This is a genomic window from Sulfitobacter sp. TBRI5 (assembly GCF_051013555.1).
Classification (GTDB): Bacteria; Pseudomonadota; Alphaproteobacteria; order Rhodobacterales; family Rhodobacteraceae; genus JL08.
The window spans coordinates 3702247-3719557 of the sequence record NZ_CP112884.1; the positions used below are offsets into that span (position 1 = coordinate 3702247).

Sequence of the window (17311 nt, forward strand, 5' to 3'; positions counted from 1 at the left end):
CCCTTTGGGTGTTGGTTTTTCGGGTTTTCTCGGTCTTGTTATGCGTCAAATCTTTGCGGCGCGTAGGGTTGCAAGTCAATGTTGGGGCTACGCCCTGTCAGGATATCGGCCACCAGACGCCCGGTTTTTGGCCCCCCGGTCAAACCGATGTGATGGTGGCCAAAGGCGGTATAAACGCCTTTGGTGCCGATTTCGCCGATCAGGGGCAGGCTGTCGCTGGGGGCTGGCCGGTGGCCCAGCCATTCCACTTCTGAAGTGGCTGTCAGGTTGGGAAAGATGCGCGCCACCTGACGACGCAGCAGGGCCAGCGGTGCCTTGGACGGGCCGGCCTTCAGTCCGCCGAATTCAACAATTCCGGCACAGCGCAAACCCGCAGCCATCGGGGTGGCGACGAATTTTCCGCTGGCCACCATCGTCGGCGCCCGGGGGCCACCATTCGCGCCCTCGTAAACAATGTGATAGCCGCGTTCGGTTTCCAGCGGGATATTCAGGCCAAGCTTGGCCATCAGCGGTTTTGACCAGACGCCCGAGGCCAGCACCGCCCGGTCACAGGGCATCGCCCCCTGATCCGTCAGCACGGCCGAAATCCGTCCGTCTTCGAATTCGAAATCCAGAACGTCGGCCTGCCGGACCTGCCCGCCCATATCGGTAAATGCCTGCGCCAGCGCCGCCACATAGCCGCCGGGATCGCGGATGAAGCCGTGGTCTTTCATCAAGGCAAGGCAGGTGATGTCGGGCGACAGGTTCGGATCATATTCCTGCACGTCGCGCCCTGTGATCAGAACCGGTTCAAAGCCCGCCCGGGCGCGCAAGGCCCAAGTGTAGCTGTCGGCCTCAAACGCGGCCTTGTCGGCATAGGCGAAATTGTAATCGCTGTCGGTTATCCAGTCTTTTGCCAGCGTTCCCTGCGCCAGCGCCTTGTGCTGGTCAACGGTGTCCGCGACAATCGGGGTCAGTCCGGCAGCGATGCGTCTTGTGTCTGCGTCATTGGCGTGCGCCATGTACTTGCGCAACCACGGCATCAGTCTGGGCAGATATCCCCAGCGCAGGAACAGCGGAAATTCTGGGTTCATCAACAATCCAGGTGCCTTGCCGATCAGGCCGGGTGCGGTGACGGGCACCATGGAACAGGCCGCCAATACACCTGCATTGCCATAGGATGTGCCCTGCCCCGGGGCGGCGCGATCCACCAAAGTGACGTTCACATCATACCGGCGCAACCAGATGGCGGTTGAAACGCCAACGATGCCTGCCCCGATGATGATCACGTGTTCCGTCACTGGAATTGCCCCCCGCAATGCCGATCGTGCCCCTACACTGACCGGATTCGATCACAAGTCAACAATTTGTTGACAATTTATCGACAAGTTGGATTATAAGACATGACTGATCATACCCTTGGACCCATTGTTTCGTCTGCGCACCTGGCCACAGGTGCCTTTCCCGAACTGTCGGAATTCGAATTCGGCCTGATCCTTGCGGGTAATGCGTTCAACCGGTGGGTTGTGCGCGCCATGTCCGCCGCGGGGTATCCGGATCTTTCCGCGCTTGAGGTTCTGGTGCTGCACACGATCCGCCACCGCGACCGCGCCAAGAAACTGGCCGATATCTGCCACGTGCTGAACATCGAAGACACCCATACCGTGAACTATGCCTTGAAAAAGCTGATCAAGGCGGGGCTGGTTCAGGATGTGCGCAAGGGCAAGGAAAAATCGGTAATGCCGACAGAAACCGGCCGTGCCGCCTGTGACCGGTACCGCGAAATCCGCGAGGCGCTGTTGCTGCGCGCGCTTGGCGATCTGGGCGTGGACCCCGACCGCGTCAGCGATCTGTCGGCCCTTTTGCGCCTGATGTCAGGGCAATACGATCAGGCATCACGGGCGGCGACCGCCTATTAGGCCACCCAGTCCCACAACATGAACAGTTGATATTTCGCCGGTTCCGGTTTTCCATGCGCGGCGCACCATCGGGCACGAAAGGCTGAACCGGATGACAACATTTTCAGGCGGCAAAACCATTTACGGGGCCAGTCTGGGTATCCTGATGCTCGACACCCGTTTTCCCCGAATTCCGGGCGATACGGGCAACGCACAGACATGGCCGTTTCCGGTGCAGTATCGCATCGTGCGCGATGCCAGCCCTGAAAACGTCGTTCTGAAAGACCCCGGCGCCCTCTTGGACCGGTTCATCGTTGCGGGGCGCGAACTGGTGGACAGCGGCTGCGACGGGATCACGACGACCTGCGGGTTTCTGTCACTGCTTCAGAGCGAACTGTCTGCGGCGCTGGACGTTCCCGTGGCCACATCATCGCTGATGCAGGTGCCCATGGTGGCGGCCACCCTACCCCCCGGAAAACGCGTCGGCATCCTGACGATTTCACCCGACACGCTGACACCGGCCCATCTGAAGGCAGCCAATGTCGCACCCGACACGCCGGTGATGGGAACCGCCCCCGACACACAATTCGCGCGCGCCATTTTACGGGATTTGCCGGAAATGGATTTCGCCCAGTGCCGCGAAGACCTGTGTACGGCGGCGTTGAACCTGACAGGGGCGCACCCCGATCTGGGGGCCATTGTGCTGGAATGCACCAACATGGTGCCCTACGCCGATGACATCCGCCGCCTGACGGGCCTGCCGGTCTATTCGATCTACAGTTTTGCCTGCTGGTTTCAGGCCGGCCTGATCCCGCGCAGCTTTCCGCTGAACCTTACGGATGCGCGCCCGCGTTAAAGTGCCTTGCGCGCGATCAGGGTCGCCAGATCAAGGATTGCACGCGCGCGCGCCTGCGCGATGGCATCCGGCCCTGCCGCAACATCATAAGGAACGTCCAGACGGAACAGGCCAGAGCGTTCGCGCCCGCTTTCGGAAGAGACAAAATACTGCCCCGAGGTGCGAAACACGCCGTTTGCGCCGGCCAGCAGATCTTCGAACCGCACATCCACCGTTGCGGCGGGGCGTGCATCAAAGGGCCATGGTTCCGGTGCCACCCGCGCACCGGTCAGTTCCGCCAGATTGCGGCTAAGTTCCAGCGTGATGGCGCGTTCGGGCACGTCAGCCCAACGCGCGCTTGTTGCACTGGCCAGCACGCCATCCGCACCCTGCCCGTAAATTTCTTCTGATGCGGCATAGGTTGGCAGGGACACCGCGCGCACCTCGACCGAGCGGAACGCAATGTTTACACGTTCGGTCACCGGTGCGGGCGGAACCTGAACAAAGGTTGTGGGTGTCGAACAGGCCGACAGGACGGTAGCAACACAAAGGGCCGCGGCAAGTGTTCTAAACATCATGGATCAGCGTCCTATCAAAAGCGAATTGGGGTTGCGTTCAATGGTACGGGCAAGGGATTCAAACGCCTTGGCGGCTGAATTGATCTCGCGCAGGGCGGCGCGGGCATCGCGGTTCAGCGCCGAGTTTTCATCGTAATCCGCCAGTGTCGTGCTCAACTGCGTCAGCACTTGCGACATGCGATCCATCATCGCCGGCAGATCCTGTACCGAAACGGCCACCGCATCCGCCGCCGCCTGCGCCGAGGCCAGAGCCTTGTTGGCATTGTCGATCGCGCCGCCTTCGCGCAATTCGGCCAATGTTGCCTCGACCTCGACAAGGGCGGCCGTCAGCGCAGCAGGCAAGCCGGCGGTGTCTTCGGATCCGATCAGCGCCTCGGCCGCATCAACAAGGTCTGTCACCTCGCTGACCAGTTCTTCCAGCTTGAGGTTCTCGGCCTTGGCGGCGACAGCCTCGATCCGTGACATCAGGGCGGGCGCACCGGCCACGGCGGTTTCCACGCTGCCAGCGGCGGCCGCGGCTGCATCAACAGCCGCCAGCAACCGCTCGACCGTTTCTTGCGCTTCGATCTGCGCCATCAGGGTTTCAAGACGTTCCAGTGTGGCGGACAATTGCACCGGCACCTGTTGCATTGCGTCCGACCCGACAAAACTACGCGCATCCCCCAACAGCGCGCGCAATTCGGCGGGCGCGCCCTGCAGGTCTTCGTTGGCGATCAACCCTTTGGTGGCATCCAGAAAATCAATGGCACTGGCCAGCAATTCTTCGATCGGCAGGTTGTTGATCCGGGTCAGGACGCCTTCGGCAGTGGCGGCAACATCCGACAGGTTGCCTTCGACACTGGGCAGGACCGGAAACGGTTCGGCCGTGGTGTCGATCCGCGCCTCGGGCATGTCATCAAGCGCAACCAGTTCCACCTTCAACCCGCCTGTCAAAAGACTGGCGCTGGCCAGACGCGCGCGCAAACCGGACCGCACCTGTTCCTGCAGGAACGCCAGCGCGGCACGCGCATCCGCATCGCCGGGCAGGCCCAGTTTGGCAGGCTGGATCGACAGCGTGGCGTTCAATTGAACCTCGCGTCTTCCCGTTTCATCGCGACTGACGGTGCCGGCAAGGCTGCTGACCTCACCGATCCGGATGCCTTGCAGTTCAACAGGTGATCCGACGGTCAGGCCCGCGACATTGTCGCGAAACACCACTGTCAGCAAAAGCGCGTCAACCTCGCCCGCATTGAAGATGCTTTCTCTTGCGTCCGACTCTTCTGCATAGACCTGAAACACCGCGCCATCCTGCACCGTTTCGCCGCCTGACACGATGGTATCAAATGTGATCCCGCCCGACACCAGTGACGCAAGCGAGGAAAAGTTGATTTCCGCGCCGCTCGTCGACAGTGACAGATCAAAGCCTGATGCATCCCAGAACCGCGTTGCATCGGTGATCAAAAGGTGGTGCGGTTCATAAATGATCGCTTCGGCCACGGCCAAGCCGCTGCGCGGTGACACGCGCGCACGCCCCACAAGGCCCACTTCGATGCCGCGATACAGGATTGGGGCGTTGTCTGTCAGGCTGCTGTTGGCCGTTGTGCGCAGGGCGATCTGTAACCCAACCTCGCCCGGGCGGATCAGGGGTGTTTCGTTCAGGCCGCGAAACTGCGTTTGCGGCGTGTTTATCGTGCTGTCCCATGACCCTTCGATGAAAACACCGCTTAGCACTGTGTCCAGTCCTGTCACGCCGCGCGCCGTCACTTCGGGGCGCACCACCCAGAACTGTGATCCGGCATCGACAAACGGGGCAATATCCTTGTCCAGCCGGACAGAGAACACGACCGCGCCCAGCCCGTCGGAAAAGCGCACCTTTTCGACGACACCGACCGTCACATCGCGATAGCGTAATTCGGTGGTGCCCGCCGTCACCCCGGCACCGCTTTCAAATTCGATCTCGATCAGAGGGCCGCGATCCACGTAGGTTTGCCATGCCACCCCCAACGCGATGAGCAGCGCCAGAAACGGCAATATCCACACAATCGAGGCGCGTTGCCACAACGCGCGCCGGGCCGGTTCGGTCAAGGGTTCTGGCGGCATTTGGGTCATTTAGGACCAGATCCTTTCTGCGCGTCCGGTTCAAGATCCCAGATCAGACGGGAATCAAAGCTTTGTGCCGACAGCATCGTGAAAATCACCGACAAGGCAAAAAATAGGCTGGCTGGTCCCGGTGTGACGGATGCCAGCGTATTCAATTGAACCAGCGACGACAGAATGGCAACGACAAACACGTCGATCATCGACCAACGCCCGATGTATTCGACAATTTCATACAAGGCGTGGCGCTGCGGTTGAGGCACCAGTGATCGTCGCTGCACGCTGGTTGCCAGAAAGGCGATGGCCAGAAACTTGCCGATCGGAATAACGACGCTGGCCACAATGATGACTAGCGAAATACCGTATGATCCGTGTTCGAACAACGTGACCGCCCCGCCGACAATCGTGTCTTCGCTGGTCAGAAACAGGGTTCGGGTGCTTAACATGGGAAACATGTTTGCCGGAATATAGCAGATCAGCCCGATCAGCCACCACGCCCACACCCGTTGCAACGACATCGGATCGCGGGCCGTTAACGGCGCACCGCAGCGGGCGCAGTCACGGGTGCCCGCGCGCCAGACATGGCTGCAGTTCTGACATCCGATTACGCCCAGTTCGCGGGCGGTTACGATGTCCGGGGCTGTTCCAGCGCGTTCCATACCGACCACCTGCACATAAACGTATCCTGCACCACGACCAAAACCACCAGCACTGCAAACATCCAGAAGGCAGGGCCAAGCGCCACATCAGCGATATCACTGATCTTGATCAGCGATACGGCACATCCCAGCACGAAAATTTCCGCCATTGACCAGGGTCGCAACCGTTCAGACACCTGAAACGCGGTCTTGGCATTGCGCGCCGGGGGACGATCAAACACCAGCGGGGCCAGCACATAGATCACCAGCATCATCCGCATCATCGGAATGAACAGGATCATCGCAGCCGTCAGCAATGACACGACAAACAGCGGCCCGCCCTGAAACGCCAGCGCGGCATCCATTATAGATACCTGATTGTGCGCGCCCGCTGCATCAATGGACATGAACGGAAACACCGCTGCCGCAAAAATCAGGATCACAACCGCCAGCGAAACTGTTATGATATGCATTCCGGCACGCCTGCGCGGCGCGATCAGCACCGTGTGACAACGCGTACAAACCGAGCGTTCGCCTTTTTCGGGAACATGCACGGTAAAGACAGCGTCGCAGCTGGGGCATACGATCAGGTTTGCGGGGTCAAGCCCGTCGCCGTCCTTGGAAAAATGCGCGGTTCTCATCCTGGGTTTCATACGCGATAGACCCTGGAATGGACAGATGGTTTGCGCAGGCGCATCGTGCAAAAATTCACATTGCCTCTTGAAGTTTCAAGGCGGGGCCGCTTCTTTGAAGAAAGGGAAATTTGGACCGGAATGAGAATAGCCAGCTACAATATCCGAAAATCCGTGGGGCTGGACTGGCGTCGCGATCCCGACCGGATTGTTGATGTTCTTTCCGAAATCGACGCCGATGTCGTGGTGCTGCAAGAGGCGGACAAACGCACAGGTTCGCGCGCAGGCACATTGCCCGCCGAACGGTTGATCCGCGAATGCGGCTATGAATTCGCCGATGTATCCACGCGCGTCGACAGCCACGGGTGGCACGGCAACGCCATCCTGTATCGCCCGCCCTTTCTGCTGTCGCAGACCCAGCGCCTGATCCTGCCGTCGATCGAACCGCGCGGCGCCGTTGCCGCAACATTCACCCATCCCGATGCAGGCGAACTGCGCGTCATCGGCACACATCTGGCGCTGTCGGGCGGCATGCGCGCCAAACAGGTCAAGGCATTGCGCACCCATATCCATGACAGCCCGATGCCAACGGTCGTGGCAGCCGATTTCAACGAATGGAAAACCTACGGGCGTGTTTTCGAAGGTTTTGGCCCTGATTTCGACGTCGTGATTCCGGGGCGCAGTTTTCACAGCGCGCGCCCCATCGCGGCATTGGACCGGTTTGTATTTTACAGCTTTACGCAATCGGTATCGGCGGGTGTGCACACGTCGCCGCTGGCGCGCCGGGCGTCGGATCATTTGCCGGTCTATGTTGATATCGATCTGACAAAGATCGAACGGCAAACCCGGGCGGATGCTGCGGTATGATCGTTACCTTTGTGGTCCTTGCGCATTTTCTGATTGTGACCGCGTTTACCATTCGCATTCTGCTGCGCGATGATCTGGTGCCGACCACCCGCCTTGCTTGGTTTATCGTGCTGATGCTGCTGCCCTATGTCGGCACCCTCGTCTATTTTCTGTTCGGAGAGGTCAATCTGGGCAAAACCGCCGATACGCGCCACACCCGCATTTTCGATCAGATCCGGAAAAAAGCATCCAGCGCCATCGGCACGGACAGCGTCGCAAATACCACGATTGCATCGCCCTACCGCCCGGCCTTTCACTATGCGGCGTCGATCAACGGGTTCCAGACCGTCGCGGGCAACACGGCCGAAGTGATGCAGGATGCCGCGCACACCCGACGGCGCATGATCGCCGACATTGATGGCGCGCGCGATCATGTACATGTGCTGTATTACATCTGGCTGAACGACGAGACCGGCACCGAAATGGGCAAGGCCCTGATCCGCGCGGCGCAACGGGGTGTCACCTGCCGCGCGATTGCCGATGGCATGGGCTCGCGTGCGATGATCCATTCGCCGCTTTGGCGCGAAATGAAAGAGGCAGGCGTTCACCTTGCCATCGCCCTGCCCTTTCGCAATGTGTTCCGCACCATGATCACAAGCCGGCTGGATCTGCGCAACCACCGCAAGATCACGGTGATTGACGGCGCAATCGGATATTGCGGCAGCCAGAACTGTGCGGATCCCGAATTTCGGGTCAAACCGAAATACGCGCCGTGGGTGGATATCATGCTGCGGTTTCAGGGGCCGGTCGTGGCGCAGAACCAGTTGCTGTTCGCAAGCGACTGGATGCAGGCCACAGATGCCAGTTTCGACATTTTTACATGGGACACGACTGCCCATGCTGACGGGTTTGCGGCCGTGGCAATGGGGGACGGCCCGACAGAACGCATGGGTGCAACGCCGCAACTGTTTGCAACGCTGATCAATTGCGCGCGGGATCACATTACCCTCACCACCCCGTATTTCGTGCCGGACGCCACCGTTTTCGAGGCCCTGTGCAGCGCGGCCCATCGCGGTGTGCGCGTCACCCTGATCTTTCCCGAAAAAAACGATTCATGGATCGTCGCGGCAGCCAGCCGAAGTTATTACAAGAAACTGCTTGCCGCAGGCGCGCGTATCCATGAATTCAAGGGCGGGTTGCTGCACGCCAAAACCCTGACGGTGGACGATGGTATCAGCCTGATCGGATCTTCGAATCTGGACCTGCGCAGTTTCGATCTGAACTATGAAAACAACATTCTGCTACAGGACAGTGCCATTACCGCCGATATCATGACCCGCCAGTCCCACTATCTGTCGCAATCGGACGAAGTGCGCCTGAGTGACGTTCTGAACTGGTCCTATCACAACCGGATCTGGAATAACGTGATCGCGACCATCGGGCCGATCCTGTAGGTCAGCACCGCACGGCACCGCGCCTAGCTGTCGGCATCGACCTCTTCCTTGCCGATACCCTGAATAAGCCGCGTTTCCAGCAATTGCCCGTTGCGATAGAGGATCGGATAGGCCACGGCGGAAATATGACTGTTGAATTCGCGCAGGGCACTGACGGTTTCCAGATGGATATCGCTGGATTCAAAGCTGATTTGCGCGCCTGCGCTTAGCCTTTGCAGATGGCGCTTGCGGCTTTTGCGCTCCATCCGCGTCATTTCGCTTTTCTCTTCCAGCAACAGGCGCGCGCTTTCCACATCGTCTGAAATCAGCACATTGGATGCCAGCGCCATGTTGGCCATGATGCGGTCGTGGATCGTTTCCAGCTCGTCCGCGCCTGCCTTGGAGAACCGGATGCTCTGATCGGCCTTTTCGCGCGCCATCGGCAACAGGCGTTTGACGATGATGTCACCGGCGGTTTCAATCGCAATGGCATATTCGGTCAGTTCGCGCGCGTGTTTCTGATCGTATTTGCGCATCTTTTCGGCATTCATTGCTGCGGTGTAACGCCGGATATCATCCAGCGCCGTGTTCACGATACTGTCCTGCGCCTTGATCGCCGAAGATACATCCTTGTCGTAATGCGAATAGAGATCCATGACAGGGCGCATCATGCCTTCGACCACCTGGGCCATACGCAACACTTCGCGCTTCATCGTCGACAAGGCCAGTTGCGGGCGATCCAGAACGGAGTTATCCAGCACACTGATATTGCGGTTCAGGACATCCTGTGTTTGCAGGTCATGATCGGGCAGCAGCCTTTGCAGCGGGCCAGCCAGCAACGTGCAGAACGGCAAGGCGCACAACAGGGCAATGTTGAACAGGATATGCAAATAGACCAGCGTTTGCGCCGGGCGGATATCTTCGAAATACGGCAGGACCGGCAGCTTGTTCACCAACAGCAGCGCGATAACGGCACCGCTGCCGCGCAGCATCAGATTGGCCATCGGAATACGGCGTGACAGTGCCGACATGCCCCGCGTCAGCCACACAGGGATCAGCGCACTGCCCAGATTGGCCCCCAGCACCAGCGAAATGCCCGCCTCTACCGGAATGGCCCCGATCGAAACAAGGGTGACACACATCAGGATCACCGCAACGCTTGAATGCATGACAAATGCCAGCGCGCCGCCGACGATAAAGGCGGTGACAAAATCCCGCTCCAGATATCCAGCAAGCGATGGCAGAAAAGCACTGTCGCGGATCGGCTCCATCGTTTCGCGCAAGAACCGCAGCGAAATCAGGATAAACGCGATCCCCATGATGATCCTGCCCGCCTGTTTCAGCTTGCGCCCCTCGGACTTGATGAAAAAACCGCCCCCCAGCGCCAGCAGGATCGGCATCAGCCATTCCAGATCAAAGGACAGCACCTGGATCAGCAGGGCCGAACCGACATCGGCGCCCAACACCATCGCCAGCCCTGCACCGAACGGAATGGTGCCAGTGCCCGCAAACCCCGACACCAGCAGGGCCACAGCCGCAGAGCTTTGCAGGACAATCGCCAGAACGACACCCGTTCCGGCAGACCGAAGCGGGTTCTGGGTTTGCGTCACCGCACGGCGGAACGATGCCCCAAAGGCACGTTCGATGCCCGTGCGCACCATGCGCACCGCAAACAGCAACAACATGGTTGCCCCCGCCAGATGCACAAGAAACCAGAGAATGGTCATCGCCGCGCGCCCCGCAGTAGCGTCAGCATCTGGTCGTGCAACTCCGGTGTGGCACTGGCGACAATCGCGCCCTCATAATCGGCGCGCGGGATGTTGCCCTGCCAGTCGGTCAGGCAGCCACCTGCGGCTTCGATCACAGGGCGCAGGGCCAGAAAATCATAGGGCTTCAGATCGTAATCCAACACGACATCCACGTGCCCCGAAGCCAACAGCGCATGCGGATAGCAATCATAGGACAGGCGCCTTGTCTTGCCCGTACGCATCAGCACCGCGAACAGATCGGGGTGATCAGCGAATATCTTGTCGCCTTCGTTGATATAGATAATGGCATGATCCAGCATGGCTTGCGATGACACGCGGATCGGCGCCCCATTCAGCGTGGCGCCCTGCCCGCTGGCTCCGACATAGGTTTCATCCAAGGCCGGCATCGCGATCACGCCAACCTGCGGCGCGCCATCATGCAGATAGGCCAGCAGGAACCCGAACAGCGGATGCCCCGAGATAAACGATCTGGTGCCGTCGATCGGGTCCACGACCCAAAGGTCGGGATGGTCTGTCCTCTCTTGCCCGTGCTCTTCGCCCAGAATGCCGTGATCGGGATGGCGTCGTGCAATTTCCGCGCGCACCAACGCCTCGACAGACTTGTCGGCATGGGTGACGGGGCTGTCATCCGATTTGAATTCAACACCGATCTGCTTGCGGAAAAACCCCAGTGCGGCCTTCGATGCCAAGGCCGAAATTTCGGTACAATCTTTAACGATATCTGTTGTCATTACATCAACGCACTTTTGTCCCCGTGAACAGTTTTGATGCCCCATTCACTGAATTTCTTGCGATAGACCGGCGCAAGCGGTCGGTCTGTCACGAAACTGTCGATCTGTTCGGGCGGGCACACAATCAGCGGCGCGCTTTGGCCAAATTTCAGATGGTCGGCGACAACGATACAGTGGCGGGTGCGCGCCACGACATCCTGCGCAATCGCGGCCTCCTGCGCGCCCAGCAGGAAAAACCCGCCTTTAGCATCAATCCCGTCAACGCTGAGAACGGCAAAATCGAAATAGAACTTTTGCAGAAATGCCGATGTGTCCGCGCCGAACGCGCCCCGTTCGGTCCGGCGCAATTCGCCACCGGCCAAGAATACCCTGTTGTCGTTCTGGTTCAGCATGGCCTGCGCCACATTCAGCGAATTGGTCACAACCGTCAGTTTGCGATGCTTGTGCAGCGCATTGGCAACAAATGCCGTCGTCGATCCGACATCGAGGAACACACAGGCCCCATCCGGGATCAGATCGGCGGCAGCCTGCGCGATCTTGCGTTTTTCCGTTGATCGCTGCCCCAGACGTGACAGCACACTGCTTTCCGCCTCGGCATTAGCCAGAAACACACCGCCATGCACGCGCCGTACCAGATTGGCCTTGGCCAACGCCTTGGAGGTGCGGCGAATGGTTTCTTCGGACACGCCCAGAACCTCGGCCAGATTGGCGATCCGCGCGGAACCACCGACGCGGCGCAACGCATCAAGCAGTTCAATCTCGCGATGGGTCGAGCGATCATTGCGTTGTTTGGGCATTTTGGCTCCTTAAACACCCATAAAGCCACAAACATACAGGGCAGTCGATCAGGTTTTGTGTTTTATTGTGGTTTTTTAATGAAAATTGCAGATTTAGCACAAAATCCCACACCGCCTTAGCGCTGTCCTGCAATCGCAATCAGAACGATGCCAGCCGCAACGACACAGGCTGCGATCAATCGCGGACGGCGCGGCCCTTCCTTGAACCAGACCACTCCGATCAGCGCAGCAAAGATAACCGATGTTTCCCGCAAGGCCGAAACGATGCCCAGCGGTGCAAGCGTCTTGGCGTAAAGCACCAGCGCATAAGCCAACCCGGAAATAACGCCACCTGCAATTCCCAGAACGATCGTTTGCCGGCTCATCGCGCGCACCCTGTCGCGGCGGCTGGCAAAGATGTAGACGGCAACGATGATTTCCGCGACGAACAGCCACCCGATATAGCCCAGCACGCTTCCTGACAGGCGCACACCGACACCGTCCACAATGGAATAGGAAGCAATCGCCATCGCGGTACCCACAGCCGCCGCCAACCCCAATATCGGCAGGCCAGAGCGGAACACGCCACGCGTCAGCACCATGATGCCCAAGGACACACAGAAAATGCCGCCCCACGCCACCAGCGGCAACCGTTCACCGACAAATACCTGTGCCCCAAGCGCGATCAGAACCGGCGCAAGCCCGCGCGCAATCGGGTACACCATGCTTAGATCGCCCACACGGTAGGCGACATTCAACAGATAGTAATAAACCCAGTGGATCACCGTAGACGCGATGATGAACGGAATCGCTGCGCCCGACACGGCTGGTGAAAACGCGACCATCGCAATTCCGGGGATCACATGCCCAAGTGCGATCAGGCCCAGAACAATCGTCTTGTCCGTCGCCCCCTTGACCACCGCATTCCAGAAGGCGTGCAGAAAGGCCGCAAACAGGACGATGCCAAAGGTTGCAACGCTCAAGCGGTTTGTCCGGTGATCGCCGCCTCGACGATACCCATCGCCCGTTCCAGATCGTCACGGGCAATGGTCAGTGGCGGAGACAGTGTCAGCACACAGCCCTGACTGATCTTGAAACTCAATCCCGCCTCAAGGCACTGATAATAGATCCGTTCCGCCAGATCATGGCCCGGTTCCTTGGTTTCGCGGTTGGTCACGATTTCCACCCCGAACATCAGCCCCCTGCCCCTTATGTCCCCCACAATCGGGCAGTCGGCCAGTGCGGTTTGCAACCGTTCCATCGCATAGGCGCCAAGTTCGGCAGAGCGTTCTACCAGATTTTCGTCTTCGATGATCTGCAAGGTGGTCAGCGCGGCACGGCTGGTCACCGGGTTCTTTTCGTGGGTGTAGTGGCCGATCGCGAAATCGCCGCACACATCCAGCGCAGGCGTTGTGATACAGGCAGCAATTGGCAGGATACCGCCCCCCAGCGCCTTGCCGATGGTGACGATATCGGGCTGGATTTCATCATGCTCAAAGGCAAACATTTTGCCGGTCTTTCCCAGACCCGTCGGGATTTCATCCAGGATCAGCAATGCACCGTGGCGCGTGCACGCCTCGCGCACCGCTTTCCAGAAACCGGGCGGCGGGACATAAGGCACGGCGCGCATTGGTTCGGCGATCACCGCCGCCACGTCGCCTTCGCGTTCCAGAACATATTCGACCATTTTGGCGCAGGCCAGTCCGCACACATCGGGCCCTGCGTGGTTGTAAGGGCAGCGGTAGCAGGCAAAAGGCGCCACGTGTTCCGCCCCCGGCACCAGCGGCCCCGCGATATGCGACCTGAACGTTGCCTCGCCCCCGACCGAGGCCGAACCGAACCCCGCCCCGTGAAACGCATCCCAGAACGACACGGTCTTGAACCGCCCCGTAGCGGCGCGCGCGATCTTCAACGCAACTTCGTTGGCGTCCGACCCTCCGGTGGTAAACAGGCATTTCGACAAATCGCCGGGGCTGATCGCGGCCAGCTTTTCGGCAAGTTCCACCGCCGGATCGCAGGTAAACCGGCGCGGCGCAAACGGCAGATCATCCAGTTGCGCCTTGATGGCCGCCACCAGTCGCGGATGGCCATAACCGATATGATGTACCGAATTTCCGTGGAAATCCATGTACCTGCGCCCGTCTTTGTCTTCGATCCAGATGCCTTCGGCCTTGGCGATGGTGCTGACGCAGGGGCTGGACAGGCTTTGATGCAAAAACGCACCCGCATCGCGTTTTAACAGCGGCGCCGAGTTTGGCCCGATGGATTTATCCAGCCAGCGCTGGCGCAGGACCGACGTATTGGATTCGCCTTCGGTGTGAAATGCCGGCTTGCTCACATGCTTGTCCCGTTCGGAAAAATGAGCGGCGGGGGAATGCCCCCGCCAGTTGGGGAAAATCCAGTGTCTAGCGCGGCCATGGCAACGAATAGGTCTTCACGTTGGTGAAGAACTTCATCGCTTCCAACACGCCTTCCTTGACGCCGTTGCCGCTGTCCTTGATGCCGCCAAAGGGCGACATTTCGATGCGGTATCCGGGCTGTTCCCAAATATTGCAGGTGCCGACATCCAGACCGTTTACATAGGCAATCGCACGGTGCAGATCGTTGGTGCACACGCCCGAGGACAGGCCGAATTCCGTACTGTTGGAAATCGCCATCACCTCTTCGTCATTGTCGGGCACGCGCACGATCGGCACCACGGGGCCAAAGGTTTCTTCCATCACCAGTTCGCTGTTATGGGGAACGTGATCCACCACAATCGGCGGCAGCAGTGCACCCTGACGGCCCGGATGATACAGGATTTTCGCGCCCGCCTTTTCCGCATCAAAGACGCGGCGTTCAAAGGTTTCAGCGGCCTGCGCGTGGATCACGCAGCCCAGTTGCGTATCCGGGTCCATCGGATCGCCGAATTTGATCGCCTTGGCCTTTTCCAGCACCAAAGGCACAAACCTGTCTGCCACGCTTTCCTGAACCAGAATACGTTTTACCGCCGTGCAGCGCTGGCCCGAATTGCCGGTGGCGCCCGCCACGGCGATGGTGGCGGCCTTGTCCAGATCAGCATCGGACAGGTCGTTCAGAATGATCAGCGGATCGTTCCCGCCCAGTTCCAGCGCGGTGCGCTTGTAACCCGCCTTGGACGCGATCAGCTTGCCCACCGGCACGCCACCGGTAAAGGTGATGATATCGATGTGGTCGTTCACGATCATCTCTTCGCCAATGTCCTGCGGATTGCCGGTGACCACCTGAAACATTTCGGGCGGCAGGCCGGCATCATAGAGAATATCAGCCAGTGACAGCGCGGTCAGCGGCGTCAGTTCGGTTGGCTTGCACACCACGCAATTGTTGGTGGCAATCGCGGGCGCGATTTTGTGGCTGACCATGTTCAGCGGGTGATTGAACGGCGTAATCGCCGAAATCACGCCCACCGGTTCGCGTTTGGTGAAAATCTTGCGATCCTTGCCTTGCGGCGTCAGATCGCAGGAAAAAATCTCTCCGTCGTCCAGAATGGCCAGTTGCCCGGCCAGAGTGAACACATCATAGGCGCGCCCGGTTTCATAAAGCGCGTGTTGCTGGCAGATGCCCAGTTCCAGCGTCAGCCAATAGGCCAGTTCCTCGCGCCGTTCCCTGATCAGTTCGCCGGCGCGAAACAAGATTTGCTGGCGTTCATAGCGCGTCAGTTTGGGTTTATAGGCAGCGGCAATATCAAAGGCGCGCGCGGCGTGTTCGGCGGAACCGGCAGGCACGGTGCCAACGATTTCATCCGTATAGGGGTAATGCACGTTCACCACGTTTTCGGTAAACACCACTTCGCCGCCGATACGCATACCTTCGTGGCGGATTTCGATCTTCTTGTTCATTTTCGCTCCGTCCATATCAAAGGGCCGCCGCTGTGGTGGCGTAAAAGAAAGCATCGAAATTGCGCAGTTGCGGTGCCGAAGGCAGATCGATCACACGGTTCACGATAAATGGCACCTCTTGTTCGGTCAGCCCGCCATGGCTGCGCAACGGTTCATTCAGCGCGGCCAGATCGTGGCGGTCGGCTGATGTGCCAATGGTCATGTTTTCACCCGACACCAGAACAATGTCACCGATCCGGTCGGCAGGCAGTTCGAACTGCTTGACTGCTTCGGCCTTGGTCAGCACATGGGTGATCCCCTTTGTCGCCTTCAATTTGGCGATAATTTCATCCTGATCCGCACCGTCCGGCAAATAGGCCGTGGCGAATGATCCCAGTGCGCCGTGATGCACCACATAGGGGTCGGTGATCGGCAGGATCAGGCGCGCGGCTTCCTTGCCCAGCCAATCGTCCAGCAGATCCTGAACATAAACAACTGCGGGCGATCCATCGGCCAGATGCTTGGGTTTCATTCCATGATCGGCGGTGACCACAATGGCAGCGCCCATGGCATCCAGTTCCGTCAGATACTTGTCAAACATCGCATAGAACGATTTCGCCTCTGCATCGTCGGGGGCGTATTTGTGCTGCACGTAATCGGTGGTTGTCAGGTACATGATGTCCGGCTTCCAGTCGCGCAGCAGCTTGACGCCGGCGGCAAACACAAACTCGGACAGATCGGCGGAATAAACTTCGGGCTGAGGCATGCCCAACCAAGCGCTGGCCTTGTCCTGCCCGTGTTCCGCCACTGTCGTGCTGTCGGATTTTTCGGCGGAAAAGCATTTGGCGCGGTCTTCGTCAAATTTCAGCCCCGCGCCCAGAAGCGCGCGCAGCTTGTCCTTGGCAGTGACAATCGCCACCCGCGCGCCGGCATCGTAGAAGGTTTTGAACACGGTGGGTGCGCGCAGGAAGCGCACATCGTTCATCATGACCTCTTGCCCGGTTTCCGGTTCATAAAGGTAATTTCCACAGATGCCATGCACGGCGGGCGGGCGGCCAGTGGCAATCGAAAGGTTGTTGGGGTTCGTAAAGGACGGGATCACCGAATGGGCCAGACGGTCGGTTCCGGTTTCACGCATCCGCTTCAGCGTCGGCATCAATCCGTCGGCAATCGCCTTGTCCAGATATTCGGGCTCGCAACCGTCCAGACAGATGGCGATGGCTGGTACTTTGGGCATCGGGTAAACGCGTTCGTTTGCCGTAATCGGTGTTTGCAGGGTCATAG

Annotated in this window: 16 protein-coding genes; 4 read left to right on the plus strand and 12 right to left on the minus strand. The window is 59.3% G+C overall.

Going from position 1 to position 17311, the window contains the following annotated elements:
* Positions 1-38 precede the first annotated feature (38 nt).
* Entirely contained in the window at positions 39-1280 is a 1242-nt protein-coding gene (locus tag OLX72_RS18530) for an NAD(P)/FAD-dependent oxidoreductase (protein ID WP_114869757.1), read from the minus strand.
* Positions 1281-1382: 102 nt separating this feature from the next.
* On the opposite strand from OLX72_RS18530, the gene OLX72_RS18535 reads away from it, so the two are divergent.
* The gene (locus OLX72_RS18535) at positions 1383-1898 is read left to right on the plus strand and encodes a winged helix DNA-binding protein (RefSeq protein ID WP_114869756.1); all 516 of its coding nucleotides are present in this window, start codon (positions 1383-1385) and stop codon (positions 1896-1898) included.
* A 91-nt stretch (positions 1899-1989) separates the two neighbouring features.
* Positions 1990-2733, plus strand: a complete 744-nt coding sequence (locus tag OLX72_RS18540) for an aspartate/glutamate racemase family protein (RefSeq protein WP_433989293.1) — start codon at positions 1990-1992, stop codon at positions 2731-2733.
* Here the strand turns inward: OLX72_RS18540 and OLX72_RS18545 are convergent.
* The 4 genes from OLX72_RS18545 to OLX72_RS18560 are packed head-to-tail and all read right to left on the minus strand — an operon-like array spanning position 2730 to position 6657.
* A complete protein-coding gene (locus OLX72_RS18545) occupies positions 2730-3290 on the minus strand; it encodes a PqiC family protein (protein WP_433989294.1) in 561 nt (186 codons plus the stop codon). The genes OLX72_RS18540 and OLX72_RS18545 overlap by 4 nt on opposite strands.
* A gap of 3 nt (positions 3291-3293) precedes the next feature.
* On the minus strand, positions 3294-5378 hold the full coding sequence (locus OLX72_RS18550) for an intermembrane transport protein PqiB (protein WP_433989295.1): 2085 nt from the start codon (positions 5376-5378) through the stop codon (positions 3294-3296).
* Positions 5375-6025 (minus strand): paraquat-inducible protein A, encoded by a 651-nt coding sequence (locus tag OLX72_RS18555; RefSeq protein ID WP_205389173.1) that lies wholly within the window; start codon positions 6023-6025, stop codon positions 5375-5377. The genes OLX72_RS18550 and OLX72_RS18555 overlap by 4 nt, the downstream gene beginning before the upstream one ends.
* Positions 5992-6657, minus strand: coding sequence for a paraquat-inducible protein A (locus OLX72_RS18560; protein WP_433989296.1), 666 nt, complete (start codon positions 6655-6657; stop codon positions 5992-5994). Before OLX72_RS18560 ends, OLX72_RS18555 begins: the two co-directional genes overlap by 34 nt.
* A 120-nt stretch (positions 6658-6777) precedes the next feature.
* Between OLX72_RS18560 and OLX72_RS18565 the strand changes: the two genes are divergently transcribed.
* Together OLX72_RS18565 and cls are read left to right on the plus strand one after the other, a co-directional pair.
* Positions 6778-7503: an endonuclease/exonuclease/phosphatase family protein gene (locus OLX72_RS18565; RefSeq protein WP_114869752.1), complete on the plus strand. Its 726-nt coding sequence runs from the start codon at positions 6778-6780 to the stop codon at positions 7501-7503.
* Positions 7500-8936, plus strand: coding sequence for a cardiolipin synthase (gene cls, locus OLX72_RS18570; protein WP_114869751.1), 1437 nt, complete (start codon positions 7500-7502; stop codon positions 8934-8936). Before OLX72_RS18565 ends, cls begins: the two co-directional genes overlap by 4 nt.
* 23 nt (positions 8937-8959) lie before the next feature.
* Here cls and OLX72_RS18575 read toward each other — a convergent pair whose 3' ends face one another.
* The 7 genes from OLX72_RS18575 to phnA all read right to left on the minus strand — a co-directional run bounded on the left by OLX72_RS18575 (position 8960) and on the right by phnA (position 17309).
* Complete coding sequence (locus OLX72_RS18575; RefSeq protein WP_114869750.1) at positions 8960-10642, minus strand: Na/Pi cotransporter family protein; 1683 nt, start codon at positions 10640-10642, stop codon at positions 8960-8962.
* Complete coding sequence (locus OLX72_RS18580; RefSeq protein WP_433989297.1) at positions 10639-11415, minus strand: inositol monophosphatase family protein; 777 nt, start codon at positions 11413-11415, stop codon at positions 10639-10641. Before OLX72_RS18580 ends, OLX72_RS18575 begins: the two co-directional genes overlap by 4 nt.
* The gene (locus OLX72_RS18585) at positions 11415-12212 is read right to left on the minus strand and encodes a DeoR/GlpR family DNA-binding transcription regulator (RefSeq protein ID WP_433989298.1); all 798 of its coding nucleotides are present in this window, start codon (positions 12210-12212) and stop codon (positions 11415-11417) included. Before OLX72_RS18585 ends, OLX72_RS18580 begins: the two co-directional genes overlap by 1 nt.
* A 116-nt stretch (positions 12213-12328) precedes the next feature.
* Positions 12329-13174 carry a DMT family transporter gene (locus tag OLX72_RS18590; RefSeq protein ID WP_114869747.1) on the minus strand — a complete coding sequence of 282 codons (846 nt, stop codon included), beginning with the start codon at positions 13172-13174 and terminating at the stop codon, positions 12329-12331.
* Positions 13171-14529, minus strand: a complete 1359-nt coding sequence (gene pbfA, locus OLX72_RS18595) for a (R)-1-hydroxy-2-aminoethylphosphonate ammonia-lyase (RefSeq protein ID WP_114869746.1) — start codon at positions 14527-14529, stop codon at positions 13171-13173. The genes OLX72_RS18590 and pbfA overlap by 4 nt, the downstream gene beginning before the upstream one ends.
* Before the next feature lie 67 nt (positions 14530-14596).
* Positions 14597-16048, minus strand: a complete 1452-nt coding sequence (phnY, locus tag OLX72_RS18600) for a phosphonoacetaldehyde dehydrogenase (RefSeq protein ID WP_254684741.1) — start codon at positions 16046-16048, stop codon at positions 14597-14599.
* A gap of 16 nt (positions 16049-16064) precedes the next feature.
* Positions 16065-17309, minus strand: a complete 1245-nt coding sequence (gene phnA, locus OLX72_RS18605; protein WP_114869744.1) for a phosphonoacetate hydrolase — start codon at positions 17307-17309, stop codon at positions 16065-16067.
* Positions 17310-17311: the final 2 nt, after the last annotated feature.

Bases quoted from the DNA above. Each gene is read 5' to 3' on its own strand.
- OLX72_RS18535 (WP_114869756.1), top strand. From the start codon at position 1,383: ATGACTGATCATACCCTTGGACCCATTGTTTCGTCTGCGCACCTGGCC.
- OLX72_RS18540 (WP_433989293.1), top strand. From the start codon at position 1,990: ATGACAACATTTTCAGGCGGCAAAACCATTTACGGGGCCAGTCTGGGT.
- OLX72_RS18545 (WP_433989294.1), bottom strand. From the start codon at position 3,290: ATGATGTTTAGAACACTTGCCGCGGCCCTTTGTGTTGCTACCGTCCTG.
- OLX72_RS18550 (WP_433989295.1), bottom strand. From the start codon at position 5,378: ATGACCCAAATGCCGCCAGAACCCTTGACCGAACCGGCCCGGCGCGCG.
- OLX72_RS18555 (WP_205389173.1), bottom strand. From the start codon at position 6,025: ATGGAACGCGCTGGAACAGCCCCGGACATCGTAACCGCCCGCGAACTG.
- OLX72_RS18560 (WP_433989296.1), bottom strand. From the start codon at position 6,657: ATGAAACCCAGGATGAGAACCGCGCATTTTTCCAAGGACGGCGACGGG.
- OLX72_RS18565 (WP_114869752.1), top strand. From the start codon at position 6,778: ATGAGAATAGCCAGCTACAATATCCGAAAATCCGTGGGGCTGGACTGG.
- cls (WP_114869751.1), top strand. From the start codon at position 7,500: ATGATCGTTACCTTTGTGGTCCTTGCGCATTTTCTGATTGTGACCGCG.
- OLX72_RS18575 (WP_114869750.1), bottom strand. From the start codon at position 10,642: ATGACCATTCTCTGGTTTCTTGTGCATCTGGCGGGGGCAACCATGTTG.
- OLX72_RS18580 (WP_433989297.1), bottom strand. From the start codon at position 11,415: ATGACAACAGATATCGTTAAAGATTGTACCGAAATTTCGGCCTTGGCA.
- OLX72_RS18585 (WP_433989298.1), bottom strand. From the start codon at position 12,212: ATGCCCAAACAACGCAATGATCGCTCGACCCATCGCGAGATTGAACTG.
- phnY (WP_254684741.1), bottom strand. From the start codon at position 16,048: ATGAACAAGAAGATCGAAATCCGCCACGAAGGTATGCGTATCGGCGGC.
- phnA (WP_114869744.1), bottom strand. From the start codon at position 17,309: ATGACCCTGCAAACACCGATTACGGCAAACGAACGCGTTTACCCGATG.